The 13,184-nt window shown below is 48.3% G+C and carries 15 protein-coding genes and 1 other annotated feature; of the genes, 1 reads left to right on the top strand and 14 read right to left on the bottom strand.

The annotated features are described in order from the left end of the window. Window positions 1–16: 16 nt before the first annotated feature. From araN to D5S11_RS06565, 8 genes are all read right to left on the bottom strand, one after another. Window positions 17–1,312, bottom strand: coding sequence for an arabinooligosaccharides ABC transporter substrate-binding protein AraN (gene araN / locus D5S11_RS06600; protein WP_012118143.1), 1,296 nt, complete (start codon window positions 1,310–1,312; stop codon window positions 17–19). Between the two features lie 31 nt (window positions 1,313–1,343). Continuing rightward, window positions 1,344–2,528, bottom strand: coding sequence for a sn-glycerol-1-phosphate dehydrogenase (locus tag D5S11_RS06595; RefSeq protein ID WP_106080220.1), 1,185 nt, complete (start codon window positions 2,526–2,528; stop codon window positions 1,344–1,346). After that, window positions 2,525–3,331: a sugar-phosphatase AraL gene (locus tag D5S11_RS06590; protein WP_371833771.1), complete on the bottom strand. Its 807-nt coding sequence runs from the start codon at window positions 3,329–3,331 to the stop codon at window positions 2,525–2,527. Before D5S11_RS06590 ends, D5S11_RS06595 begins: the two co-directional genes overlap by 4 nt. Next, window positions 3,309–3,998, bottom strand: a complete 690-nt coding sequence (gene araD / locus D5S11_RS06585) for an L-ribulose-5-phosphate 4-epimerase (protein ID WP_020956179.1) — start codon at window positions 3,996–3,998, stop codon at window positions 3,309–3,311. The genes D5S11_RS06590 and araD overlap by 23 nt, the downstream gene beginning before the upstream one ends. Continuing rightward, the gene (gene araB / locus D5S11_RS06580) at window positions 3,991–5,676 is read right to left on the bottom strand and encodes a ribulokinase (protein ID WP_007408100.1); all 1,686 of its coding nucleotides are present in this window, start codon (window positions 5,674–5,676) and stop codon (window positions 3,991–3,993) included. Before araB ends, araD begins: the two co-directional genes overlap by 8 nt. Before the next feature lies 1 nt (window position 5,677). After that, window positions 5,678–7,171 (bottom strand): L-arabinose isomerase, encoded by a 1,494-nt coding sequence (araA, locus tag D5S11_RS06575; protein ID WP_042635733.1) that lies wholly within the window; start codon window positions 7,169–7,171, stop codon window positions 5,678–5,680. Window positions 7,172–7,353: 182 nt separating this feature from the next. Then, entirely contained in the window at window positions 7,354–8,319 is a 966-nt protein-coding gene (gene abnA, locus D5S11_RS06570; protein ID WP_015387871.1) for an arabinan endo-1,5-alpha-L-arabinosidase AbnA, read from the bottom strand. Window positions 8,320–8,461: 142 nt separating this feature from the next. Beyond that, window positions 8,462–9,547: a M42 family metallopeptidase gene (locus D5S11_RS06565; protein WP_085342250.1), complete on the bottom strand. Its 1,086-nt coding sequence runs from the start codon at window positions 9,545–9,547 to the stop codon at window positions 8,462–8,464. Between the two features lie 183 nt (window positions 9,548–9,730). Between D5S11_RS06565 and D5S11_RS06555 the strand changes: the two genes are divergently transcribed. Next, window positions 9,731–10,123, top strand: a complete 393-nt coding sequence (locus tag D5S11_RS06555; RefSeq protein ID WP_007408095.1) for a hypothetical protein — start codon at window positions 9,731–9,733, stop codon at window positions 10,121–10,123. Between the two features lie 13 nt (window positions 10,124–10,136). Here D5S11_RS06555 and D5S11_RS06550 read toward each other — a convergent pair whose 3' ends face one another. From D5S11_RS06550 to lrgA, 6 genes are all read right to left on the bottom strand, one after another. Beyond that, on the bottom strand, window positions 10,137–10,403 hold the full coding sequence (locus tag D5S11_RS06550) for a DUF1294 domain-containing protein (protein WP_015240352.1): 267 nt from the start codon (window positions 10,401–10,403) through the stop codon (window positions 10,137–10,139). 57 nt (window positions 10,404–10,460) lie between these two features. After that, complete coding sequence (gene rplT / locus D5S11_RS06545) at window positions 10,461–10,820, bottom strand: 50S ribosomal protein L20 (RefSeq protein WP_007613019.1); 360 nt, start codon at window positions 10,818–10,820, stop codon at window positions 10,461–10,463. A gap of 31 nt (window positions 10,821–10,851) precedes the next feature. After that, window positions 10,852–11,052, bottom strand: coding sequence for a 50S ribosomal protein L35 (gene rpmI / locus D5S11_RS06540; protein ID WP_003152493.1), 201 nt, complete (start codon window positions 11,050–11,052; stop codon window positions 10,852–10,854). Window positions 11,053–11,064: 12 nt separating this feature from the next. Continuing rightward, window positions 11,065–11,586, bottom strand: a complete 522-nt coding sequence (infC, locus tag D5S11_RS06535) for a translation initiation factor IF-3 (protein WP_071543361.1) — start codon at window positions 11,584–11,586, stop codon at window positions 11,065–11,067. Window positions 11,587–11,644: 58 nt separating this feature from the next. Then, window positions 11,645–11,775, bottom strand: a sequence feature (ribosomal protein L20 leader region). Window positions 11,776–11,957: 182 nt separating this feature from the next. Further along, window positions 11,958–12,641 carry an antiholin-like protein LrgB gene (gene lrgB, locus D5S11_RS06530; RefSeq protein ID WP_007408093.1) on the bottom strand — a complete coding sequence of 228 codons (684 nt, stop codon included), beginning with the start codon at window positions 12,639–12,641 and terminating at the stop codon, window positions 11,958–11,960. Between the two features lie 12 nt (window positions 12,642–12,653). Continuing rightward, on the bottom strand, window positions 12,654–13,091 hold the full coding sequence (gene lrgA, locus D5S11_RS06525; RefSeq protein ID WP_007408092.1) for an antiholin-like murein hydrolase modulator LrgA: 438 nt from the start codon (window positions 13,089–13,091) through the stop codon (window positions 12,654–12,656). Window positions 13,092–13,184 lie beyond the last annotated feature (93 nt).

Raw genomic sequence — 13,184 nt, 5'->3', positions numbered from 1 at the left:
AATAGGGCGGCTTCTCCTATTTCTCTAATTGCTCTGCCGCCTCGTCCAAGGCTTCCTTAGGTGTTTTTTCCTGCGTCTTCAGCGCATCGAACAGCACTTGTCTGACAACGAGATCAGCCGCTTTAGAGAAGTCTTCATGCAGATAAATCGGATTGATCTCATCTTTTATTTCAAGGAGCGAGGAAAAAATTGACGTACCGTTCCGGAAGAAATCCGTGTACTTGTTTTTCTCCTTCAATTCTTTTGAATCCCACACGTCCCAGCGGAGCGGGTCAAAGCCGAGCACCGTCCAAAGCTTTATATTCCCTTCCTTCGAACCTTTCGCAAAACCGAGAAATTCTTTCGCGAGCTTCAGATGTTCAGCCTGCTTCGGCACGACGGTGGCTGTTCCGCCTAAACCCGCTGATCTGTCACCGCCTTCTTTCCAGGCCGGCATAGGGTAAATCGCCATTTTTCCTTTTAAATCAGGCATATAATCGATAAACCGTCCCATGTACCAAATGGGCATCAGCACTGAGGCTGCCCCGCCCTGATTCATAAAACCGTAGTATTCTTCGCTGTGATGGCCGCCGCCGGGAGCCGGCAGAAGGGTTTTATCATTTACCATGTCCTTTACATAATTCAGTGTGTCTGTATTCGTCTTGCTGTTCAGAATCAATTTTCCGTTTTTGCTGTAGTAGCCTGACCCTTGCTGCGAAATCATGGATAGAAATGTGGCGGAGTCGTTTGTTTCAACCGTTCCCATCGGTTTCCCAGCGGCTTCACGCACTTTTTTCCCTGCCCGCCGGTAATCTTCCCATGTTTTAATGGAGGCGGGATCAACGCCCGCTTTTTTCATGATATCCATGTTGTAAAACATGACGGTCGTCCCCACATGTGTATCAAGGCCGTACAATTTTCCGTTTTTGCTGTATAAGGCCAGACGCGCTTCCACAAACTTATCGCGGTCTTTTTCAATCAGCGGCGTCAGATCGGCAAGCGGGATATCCTTACCCTTCAGAAAGTTCGAGAACCGGCTTAATTCCACGTCTGCTATATCGGGAAGCCCCTCACCCGCGATCAGTGAAACCGATAAATTATCATGCATTTGTCCATAAGGATAAACAACGGTATTCAGCTTGATTTTGCGATCCGGATATTTCTGATTCCATTCTTTGACCATTTCCTGATAAAACTGTTCGTGCAGACCGTTAAATGTCCAAAACGTCAGCTCTGTTTCTCCCGGCCGGCCGGCAGTCCGTTCTTGTGAACAGCCGGCGGTAAACAAGAAGAGCATCATCAGCACCAAACATACAGCGGTCGTTTTTTTCATGTCATTACCCCTTCCACTTTAGGCCGTGCGGCTATTGATGCAAATGATGTGCAAAGAGCGCTGCATTTTCATTTATGATGGTTAAACCGGTATAACGGTCTCGCAGTGTGTGCGCATGCTTAAGCGCATCGCTGACAAGGTCCTGTTTTACACCGATCTCATCGAAACAGGCGGGACCTCCCGCAGATGCGAGCCACCCGGCAATTGTCTTGCCGTCGGGAAGCCCTTCATATGCAGATTGAATCGCCTCGCGAAAGTGCGGCGGCAGTTCAGCAAGCTTTTCGTGACAAGCCAGTTCTTTGTAAATATCACTCAGCACCGCGCACGCACAGCCAACCTTCGCACCGTGGAGAATCGGAGGCTGTTTTGCCTTCAGCATTTCCATCTCAATCCAATGCGAGATGTGATGTTCTCCTCCTGAGGCGGGGCGGGAGTGGTCAAGCGCAAGCATGACAAGACCCGAAACGATCAGCGCTTCCATCAGCATCTGAATGCCGGCCTCCGTTCCCATGGCAATGTCAGCGCGGTGATCAATGCACTGCCAAAGCGCGTCTTTCACAAGCTTCGCCCCGGCTTCTGAGTACGGCTCACCCGCAAGCCTGCGGGAAATCTCCCAATCTGCCAGCGATGTTATTTTTCCGAGCATGTCTCCGAAGCCCGCGGCTGTCATTGAACGGGGCGCTTCTTTTAATACATTCGTATCCGCAAATAAGGCGATCGGCGCTTTCGTTTGAATCGTCGTTTTGATTCCGTTTAATATGAGCGGCGCTCCCGCCGACGTAAAACCGTCGACTGACGGAGCGGTGGGGAATGAGATAAACGGCAATCCGCGCTGGCAGGCGGCAAACCGCGTAATGTCGTGAATCGTTCCTGCACCGGCCGCAATGATGACATCCGTCTCTTCCGCGAGATTGATCAGCGTATAGACCAATGTCCTCTCATCAGCCGCGGCGGCCCCGGCTTCATGCTCCGGAATAATGACTTTTGACGCTTTGATCCCGCCTGCCCTCAATTCGTCCGCAAGCAGACGCCCCGCCGCCTCGTACGTGTTCCGGTCACAGACGATGACCGGATGATTCCAGCATTTTTTTTGCAGAAATCTGAGAAGCTCTTCTTTTGCATTCGCCCCGATCACGATATCTTCTATTTGAATCGGTGAGCGGCTGGCCCCTTCCTTGTCAAACTCGGATTGAATGTCCTCAGGAGAACGTTTCATAAAAGGGTTCCCTCCTTCGCTAATTCTGTCAGGTCTTTAATAGAATCAAGGACGATGTCAGGTTCATATAGACGGGGCTCCCCAAGTTTGGCCGACCCCGTCAGAACCAATACGCTTTTCATCCCGTACAGGCTGCCCATTGCGATATCTGATTCGAGGCTGTCTCCGATAATGGCGCATTCCTCAGAGGGAAGTCCGAGCGCTTCACATGCCGCCTCAGCCATCAGCCAAGACGGTTTGCCGATGACAAGCTCCGTTTTTGCTCCGGCGGATGCTTCAATGGCCCCGATCATTCCCGCGACATCCATGGCATGGCCGCCTTCATTCGGAAAGGAGCGGTCCCGGTTCGTGGCGATGATGCGCGCGCCGGAGGAAGCCGCCTTAAAAGCGAGATTCAGATCCTCATAGGTGACGGTTTCATGCAGGGAGATGACAAGCCAGTCTGCCGCCTGCGGGTTTTGCGCCAGGGCGACACCCGCTAAAGCGAGTTCATCAGTCAGCCCTTTTTCTCCTAACACCCACGCCTTTGACAAAGGATAATGCTTCTTTAAAAATGATGCCGTCACACTGGAGGACAGCACGATGCTCCGTTCATCCGTGCGGATACCGGCACCCAGCAGTTTCTTTCGGCACATTGCTCTTGATAGATTGCCGCGGTTGCTTAAAAAGACAACGGCTTTGCCCAGTGACTGAAGGGTATGAACGGCTTCTTTTGCGCCGTCAATCAGCTCCCGCCCCCTGAATACGGTTCCGTCTAAATCAATCAGAAACCCGGCTGCGTCAAGTTTGGCCATAATAAGCATTCGCCCCGTGTTTTCTGTAAAAATGCTTATCATGCAGCACTCTGTCGATCGGACTGAGCTGTTTGTTCAGCATAAGAGAATGGTAGGCCATTTCCGCTACCGTTTCGAGCACAACGGCGTTATGCAGGGCATTCAGCGCGTCCGTTCCCCAGCAGAACGGGCCGTGGCTGTGGACGAGGACACCCGGGTTTTGTTCATACGGTTCGTTTTGAAAAGTTTCGGCTATGACTTTGCCTGTATGATATTCGTAATCTTTCACAATTTCTTCTTCATACATTTCCCTCGTGCAGGGTATAGCGCTTTCAAAGTAATCCGCGTGAGTCGTTCCGAGAGCGGGTATGTCTCTTCCGGACTGTGCCCAGCTCGTCGCCCAGCGGGAGTGCGTATGAACGATTCCACCGATAGACGGAAACGCTTTATACAGATAAAGATGGGTCGGCGTGTCAGAAGACGGTTTCAGCGAGCCTTCGAGAATGTCTCCGTCCTCATTCAGGACGACCAGTTTGTCAGCGGTCAGCTCACTGTAATCGACACCGCTCGGTTTAATGACGATTCTCCCGCTCTCTCTGTCAATGCCGCTGACATTCCCCCATGTAAACGTGACAAGGTTATGTTCCTCAAGCTTCAGATTGGCAGCGAGCACTTCTTCTTTTAACGCTTCAAGCATGGCGGCTTCCCCCTTTCGCAAAATCACGGTTTTTAATGGCTTTCAGGCGTTTCATGACATTGTTTTCTTTGCCGAAGTAGTGAACGAGCTCTTTATATTCCGCATATAAGCTGTCATAAATCTCAGCTCTTTTTCGATCCGGGACATAAGAGCCGTCTTTTAATTTCCCCATATGCGCACATGCTTCAGCAATATTGGAGTATCCCCCGTTTTCCCGTCCCGCGGCGAGCGCTCCGAAAATCGCGGAGCCCAGTGCCGGCGCCTGCGGAGACCCGGATAATTGAATGTCCATATTTGTGACGTCTGCATAAATCTGCATGACAAACGGATTTTTTTCGGCGATTCCTCCGGCTGCGTAAAGCTCCTCGACCGGAACGCCGTTTTCCCGAAACGTTTCGATAATCATCCTCGTTCCGAACGCCGTCGCTTCAATCAATGCCCTGTAGATTTCTTCCGGCTTCGTGTGCAGCGTCATGCCGAGCATCATGCCCGTCAAATCGGCGTCCACCAAGGTTGACCGGTTTCCGTTCCACCAGTCAAGCGCGAGAAGGCCGCTTTCCCCCGGAACAAGTTCAGCTGCTTTTTTGCTGAGCAGCTCGTGAATGTCTATGTGTTTATCCTCAGCTTCCTTCTCATAGTCTCTCGGAACGCACGTTTTGACGAACCATTCAAAGTGGTCGCCGACACAGGACTGTCCCGCTTCATATCCCGCATATCCGGGCAAGATGCCGTTATTGACGACCCCGCACATACCGGGGACGATATGTTCTTCCTCGCCGAGCAGCACATGGCAGGTAGACGTTCCCATAATCATCAGCATTTTCCCCGGCTCTGTAATACCGACCGCGGGCACTGACACGTGGGCGTCGACATTGGCGACGGCAACGGCCGTCCCCGGCAGAAGCCCGGTCAGCTCCGCCATTTTTTCGGTCAAACCTCCTGCCTTTTCCCCGACTGAATAAATGGTGCCGCTTAATTTATCTTTTGTAATCGTTTTCATTAACGGGTTGAGCTTTTCAAAAAAATGATCCGGCGGATACCCCGTCTCCTCATTCCAGATTGCTTTGTAGCCGGCCGTGCAGTTGCTTCGCTTCAATGAACCGCACAATTGATAGACGATCCAGTCTGCCGCTTCCACAATCCGATCTGCCGCCTTGTATATATGCGGCGCTTCTTCCGCGATTTGCATGATTTTCGGGATCATCCATTCAGAAGAAATTTTACCGCCGTATCTTTTAAGGAATGTTTCTTTTGTGTCTTCGGCAATCGTGTTCAAACGGTCTGCATGTTTTTGAGCCGCATGATGCTTCCACAGCTTCACATAACTATGAGGCTCCCGTTCAAATTCCGGCAGCATACAAAGCGGCTGCCCCGCGCCGTCTATCGGCAAAATCGTGCAGGCGGTAAAATCAATTCCTATGCCGATCACGTCTTTTGGATCAGCGCCCGCCTCTTGAAGCAGGTTCGGAATCGCCGTTTCCAGAACTTCGATATAATCGGCAGGATGCTGAAGCGCCCAGTCCCGAGGGAGTTTTTCACCCGTCTTCGGCAGCGTGCGGTCGATGACGGCATGAGTATATTCTTTTACCGCAGACGCGATTTCTTCGCCCGTGCGGACATTGACAAGCACCGCCCGGCCGGACAATGTGCCGAAATCAACACCAATCGTATACGCCATATCAATTCCCTCCCAGCCGGTATAATACGTCATTCCATTTCAGCTCTTTTTTCAGCTCATGTATTTCGGTATTGCGGGAAATAAAGATGCTTTCAATGCCTGCCATCTCAGCCCAGTCAAGCATCTGTTCAGCCGTAAGCCGGAAGGACATACAAGTATGGTGGGCGCCTCCCGCCAAAATCCATGCTTCTGCAGCTGTTTTCAGCGATGGCTCCGGCTTCCACAGCACCCGCGCCACAGGGAGATTCGGCATATCATGATCAATTTCCCTGCCTTCCGCTTCATTCAGAATGAGACGGAATCGCCCGCCGATATCAATGATGCTGGCGATGATGGCTGAACCGCCGATTCCGTTAAAGACCAACCGGGCCGGATCTTCCTTCCCTCCGATTGAGAGAGGATGGACTTCGATTTTCGGCTGATCAAGGGCGATCGTCGGACATACTTCAAGCATATGTGATCCGAGAATCATCGCACGCCCCGGTTCAAAATGGTACGTATAATCTTCCATGAAGGAGGTTTGTTCTCCGTCCGCCATTATTTTCATCATTCGCACAAGGGCAGCCGTTTTCCAATCGCCTTCGCCGGCAAATCCGTAACCTTTCTCCATGAGACGCTGAACGGCAAGACCCGGAAGCTGCTTCATTCCGTGCAAAACTTCAAAGGAGGTCGAAAACGCTGTATATCCGCCCCGTTCGAGAAAGGCCGTTAATCCGAGTTCAATTTTCGCCTGTTCTTTAATGGAAGCAACTTTTGCTTCATCCCGTTTTGTTTCGCCGCTGATGACATACAATTTGTCGTATTCCTCATAAAGCGCCTCAATTTCTGCGCCGGTGACGTTGTTCATCACCTCGGTAAGATCGCCGATTCCGTACCCGTCAACCTGCCAACCGAATTGGATGTGGGCGCCGACTTTGTCTCCGTCAGTAACCGCCACATTCCGCATATTGTCGCCGAACCGGGCTACTTTAATATTCCTGCTTTCATTCCAAGCGGCAGCAGTGTTCATCCATTGCGAAATGTCATGTTTGACTTCCTCATCATCCCAATAGCCTGCGATGACTTTTCTCGTCTGCCCCATTCTTGACTGGATATACCCGTATTCCCGGTCTCCGTGAGCGGATTGGTTGCTGTTCATAAAGTCCATATCAATCGTTTCCCACGGGATGTCTCGGTGATATTGGGTATGCAGATGAAGCATCGGCTTTTGAAAAGCGGAAAGACCTTCAATCCACATTTTCGCAGGGGAAAATGTATGCATCCACGTCACGACCCCGGCACAGTTTTCTTGATACTGCGCTTCCCGCAAAACCTCTCTGATCGTTTCAGATGACGTGACAACCGGTTTATGCCTGATCTTGTATCTTGATGACACCCCGCTGAGGCCGTCACATATTCCCTTTGCGTGTTTATCGACAAGCTGCAGCGTTTCCTCTCCGTATAAGTGCTGGCTTCCCGTTACAAACCAAAATTCATATTCTTTGTTCTGAAGCACATTCATTTCCCCTTCCTATCAAAATAAAGCGCTTGCATTCTTAAAAATATACGTACGAATATAAATAACAAAACTTCTATCCTTTTATTTGTACGAACAATTTTATTATAGTTAAGGAGGAATCAAACTGTCAATCTTTTATTGCAAGTAAAAAAGCCGGACACACATGCCCGGCTGATCAATTAATAGGAAGGCCAGCCTGAACTCCAATCGATATCATTGATGAGCATCTTCGGAATTCCGCTGTTTTCGGCATCATACGCATGACGCACTAAAATATTCCCGTTCACAATGTCTTGACCGCCCGGGCCTTTCCAGCGGTCATTGCCGGAGTCAAGAATCGTCCCTCCGCCTTCTGACATGCTTTTCCCGCTTTTATCGAGATATGGGCCGGTGATGCTTTTGGATCTTCCATAAGCGATTTTGTACGTACTATTCACGCCTGAACAGCATTTATCAAACGACACCATTAAGTAATAGTAGCCGTTCTGGTAGGTGATGGCCGGCGCTTCCAAAGCTCCGCCGTTATTCGGTCTGGCAGCGATGGAATAAAGTGATCCCGTCGGTTTCATTGTATTTTTATCAAGCTTTGTCAGCTTAATGCCGCTCCAAAAAGAACCGAAGGCAAGCCAAGGGTTTCCGTCTTTATCAATTGTCAGCTCCGGATCAATTGCATTGTAGTTATTGGCGCTTGTTGAACGGATGACGAGCCCTTCGTCCTTCCAGTTTCCCGAACTGAGGCTTGTAGATGATGCAAGACCGATCGCGGAGGTATTTTTGCCGAATGAAGAAACGGCATAATACAGCCAATACTTTCCGTTAAAATATTGAACATCGGGGGCCCATTGATTCAGCCCGTAATTCGGCACATAATTGCCCCACCATGACAGCGGGGAAGTAAAGATTGATTTCTGAACGGTCCATACGCCGCCGCTGCCCGCCTTTAAGACGCGAAGCCCCCTCTCCCCTTCCAAACCGGTTCCGAAAGCGTACCACGTGTTTCCTTCCTTCGCCATTGTCGGATCGTGTAGCAATTCATTTGATGCCCCCCAAAACGCGGCAGATGCCGGAGATGAAGACATCAGCAGCAGACCGGCTGTAACGGCTGCGCATGAAAAGCGGATCATGCGTCTGAATCTGTTTTTCATTTGTAAACCCTCCCTTTTTTAAAGCGCTTTCAAAAACATGTTGTCAGATTTTTGCTATGTCTTCTCTTATTGTAGACGCAGGGTTCATATTTGTACAGACAAAAAAAAGAATCTGCTTAAAAAAGCAGATTCTTCCGTATCTTTATTGATAAGTAATACGGTCAACTGTTTCCCGGTCTAATTTTTTAATCACTTCTGTGATCAATTTTACCGTATTCTCATAATCATCCCGATGCAAAATAGCGGCATGAGTGTGAATGTAGCGCGTCGCGATCGTAATGGACAGCGCCGGCACTCCGTTTGCGGTTAAATGAATGGAACCTGAATCCGTGCCCCCTCCGGCAATGGAATCGAATTGATACGGAATTCCCGCTTCTTCCGCCGTGTTCACGACAAGGTCGCGCAGCCCTTTGTGAGATACCATTGACGCGTCATACAGAATAATTTGCGGCCCTTCGCCGATTTTGCTTTGCGCCTCTTTTTCGGAAATTCCCGGTGTATCTCCGGCAATTCCGACATCCACACCGAACGCGATATCAGGCTGGATCGTATGTGCCGCTGTTTTCGCCCCGCGCAGCCCGACTTCTTCCTGAACCGTTCCGACCCCGTATACTTCATTCGGATGATCGCTGTTTTTCAGTTTTTTTAATACATCGATGGCAATCGCACAGCCGATACGGTTGTCCCATGCTTTCGCCAATAAATGTTTTTCATTGTTCATCACTGTAAATTCAAAATACGGCACAATCTGGTCACCCGGAAGAACGCCCCATTCCATTGCTTCTTCACGGCTGGACGCCCCGATATCGATGAACATCTCTTTAATATCGGCGGCTTTTTTTCTGGCGTCAGGAGGCAGAATGTGAGGCGGTTTCGAACCGATGATCCCCGTGATGTCCCCTTTTTTTGTCACGACGGTGACGCGCTGGGCCAGCATGACCTGAGACCACCAGCCGCCGACGGTTTGAAAGCGGAGAAAGCCTTTATCAGTGATTTGCGTCACCATAAAACCGACTTCATCTAAATGCCCTGAGATCATGATTTTCGGACCGTTTTCTTTGCCCGTTTTTTTGGCGATTAAGCTTCCCAGCCGGTCTGTTGTGACATCATCAGCAAATGGTTCTATGTATGATTTCATCACTTGTCTTACTTCTCTCTCATTTCCCGGTATCCCTTTTGCATCCGTTAACGCTTTCAGCATGGTGAGCTTTTCATCTAATTTTGTCATCAATAAACCTCCTTTTTTTCACTACCCTTCTTATTATACAAAACCAATGCTGAAGCATACGATTAATTCGCCTGAAAAACGGGTAAATGTTTTTATCTATTTCTTCTTAAAAAATGAAACCTTTTGTTTTGTTTTTCGTATTACATCAGATCATGACAAAGGTGAGGAGGTGCCTTCACACATATGGCCATTACAGTATTGAGGATTGTCTTGCTTGCACTTCTTATTTATTTTATTTACATGGGCGTCAAATTCTACGCAAACCCGAAAAGAAGGCTCAGACTGGCGCAATCAAAAGAGAATTTTTATTTTATTGACGAACAGAAAAACACGCGAAAAAATCTCCAGCTTACTTATAAAGGAGTGCTCTTTGAAGGAGAAAAGCATATCCCTTCCAAAGATCATCCGCTGTTTATTCATACGATATTTGTATGGACCGAAAATCCGGAAAAGCTGAACCGCTTTTCTGCAGGTGATTTTGAAGAAGTCGAAAAAAAGGTATTGGAGCGGTATCCGAATTGCAAGATTGATTGGGACCAGCCCATCAAAAAAGCGAAAAAAGCAGGCGAGCGATAAGCTCTCCTGCTTTTTATTCTTTATACACCAAATACATCAGCACAAGGGCGGCTTCAGTGAGAAAAAGCAGCGGCACCCCGTATAAAAAGGATTTGTGTTTCGTCTTATGCCTGAAGGTGCGCATGCCGATCCATACGCCGAGTGAGCCGAACATGGCGGCTGTGAGCCATATTCGTTTCTCTGATATTCTCCACCTGTGCGCCTTTGCTCTTCTTTTATCAGCGCCCATGATCCAAAAGCCGTATCCGTTTATCAATACGGCGTAAATGAAGAGAGCCATTGATTGTCACCCTTTACGTAAAAAAACCGCTCCCGGAAAGAGAGCGGCTTTTTCAACTTACTTGTCTAACTGAGCTTTAGCAGCATCAGCAAGCTGATTGAAAGCAGTAAGGTCGTTTACAGCAAGATCAGCAAGCATTTTGCGGTTTACTTCGATGCCTGAAAGCTTAAGACCGTGCATTAAACGGCTGTAAGAAAGACCGTTCATACGTGCAGCAGCGTTGATACGAGTGATCCAAAGCTTACGGAAATCACGTTTTTTCTGACGGCGGTCACGGAATGCATAGTTTCCTGATTTCATGACCTGCTGGTTTGCTACTTTGTATAATCTATGTTTTGAACCGAAATAACCTTTTGCTAATTTAAGAACCTTTTTACGACGCTGACGCGACACAGTTCCGCCTTTTACTCTTGGCATTATATTTCCCTCCTAATTGTTCCTTGTCCGATTACTTGATGTTGGCAAGCTGTTGTTTGATGCGTTTGAAGTCTCCTGCGCTCACAATAGCACCCTTGCGAAGCTTACGCTTTTGCTTTTGGGATTTGTTGGCGAATAAGTGACTTGTGTATGCATGAGAACGTTTTAACTTCCCAGAACCTGTCTTTTTAAAACGTTTAGCAGATCCGCGGTGAGTTTTCATTTTTGGCATGGGATTTCCTCCTTATTGCTTTTCGTTTTTCGGCGCGAGCATTAAGAACATGCTGCGGCCATCCATTTTTGGTTTTGTTTCGACTGTCGCAACTTCCGCACATGCTTCAGAGAAACGGTCCAATACGCGCTGGCCGATTTCTTTATGAGTGATTGCGCGCCCTTTAAAGCGGATAGAAGCTTTCACTTTATCGCCTTTTTCAAGGAATTTAATCGCATTGCGCAATTTCGTGTTAAAGTCATGCTCATCGATCGTCGGACTTAATCTAACTTCTTTTAAGTTAATGATTTTTTGATTTTTGCGTGCTTCTTTGTCCTTTTTCTGCTGCTCGAATCTGAACTTACCGTAGTCCATGATGCGGCAGACAGGCGGTTTTGCATTTGCTGCAACTAACACAAGGTCAAGATTTGCGCGGCCGGCGATTTCAAGTGCTTCCTGACGGGACTTGATGCCGAGCTGATCGCCATTTTGTCCGATCAGACGAACTTCACGTGCACGGATACCCTCATTAACCAATTGATCTTTGCTAATAATGAGCCACCTCCATAGTTTCTTCGAATTGATTCACAACGCTTGTTGACTGCATTCTGCAGGCAAACAAAAAGTGCGGGCATGACAACACACCCACACTACGAACATCTGCATAAATAAAAATGTACGGTCAACCTGCCAACTACATGAATGTGTCAATCAGGTGAGAAGCGGGTGCCTCTGCTTGTGATTTATATTCAATTCAATAACTATTCTACACAATACCGGATCATTAGTCAAGAATGACTTCTCCGGATCAACTTTTTCATTTTAACACGATGCCGGGGCGAGCGCAAGGAAAAATGTGAAATTTCGTTCTTTGCCGCACGCGGACGTGCCAACACAATAAAAAAACCCGGGTCTATGACCCGGGTTTATCCTCCGATGAGCTGAACGAATACCGGAATGACCAGCACCGTCACCACTCCTACGACGACAACCGCGATACTTGCCATTGCCGCTTCTACTTCTCCCATCTCAATACCGACCGCAACACCGAGTGCGTGTCCGGATGTGCCGAGAGCCAGTCCTTTAGAGATCGGGTGTTTCACTTTAAACAATTTTAAGAATAGAGCGCCCAGAGCATAGACGATAACGGCGTTGAAAATAACGGCGAAAGCGGTGATGTCGGTGATGCCGCCGATTCCTTTTGACAGCGGAAGGGCAATTGCCGTTGTCGCCGCCTGCGGAAGCATGCTTTTCATAACGGCCGCGTCAAGATGAATGCCTTTTGCGATCAAATAGACAATCGTGACTGAGCAGATAGAGCCGACAATGATAGAAGACATGATCTGCCACCAGTATTTTTTCAGTTTGTCACGCTGTTTGTATAAAGGGATCGCAAAAGCGATCGTCGCGGGCTCCAGGAAGAATTTAATAATGTCTCCCCCGCTTTTATAATCTTCATATGAAAAACCGCCGAGCTTCAGAAAAAGGATTCCAAGCACCATCGCGACAAACAGCGGGGTGAAGAGGAAAAAGCCTCTCGTTTTTTTAAATAAATACGTGCCGATGCCAAAGGCCGCAAGTGAAACGACAATACCGAAATATGGACTCATCCGATTTCCCTCCTAATGCTGCACAAGTTCTTTTTCCTGATTGGAACGGCGCACCGTTTGTTTTTCAGGAGCTGCCTTCTGACGTTTTTGGCTGACAGACAAGATCAGCTGAGAAAAAAGGCCCGTCGCCCCTAACAGAATGATGGTAGCGAGTAAGATGACGAGTGCGATCTGCACGCCGTACTGCTGCATGACGCCAAGTGAATTCATCACGGAGATGCCCGACGGGACAAATAAAAATCCGATGAGTGACGTTAATGATGTTCCCAGCGTTTCTACTTGTTCAAGCTTAATCACTTTCAGGCATAAGAGGACAAATAATAACACCAAACCTACTACGGAAGCGGGTATAGGAATGGGGACAATCGCTGCAATCCCATTAGATATGAGCATAATTACGGCAAAAATAAATGCTTGTGTCAGAAATCCGTACACTTTTTTCGCACTCATTTTCTTCACCTCTTTCTCTTTGTTAGGTTCATTATAAAAGAGAAATCGCCTTTTAAAGCGCTTTCATAACAAACGGCTGAATATTCATTCTGA

The sequence above is a fragment of the Bacillus sp. L75 genome, assembly GCF_003676355.1.
GTDB classification, from domain to species: Bacteria; Bacillota; Bacilli; order Bacillales; family Bacillaceae; genus Bacillus; species Bacillus velezensis.
This window is presented reverse-complemented; position numbering and strand designations above follow the sequence as displayed.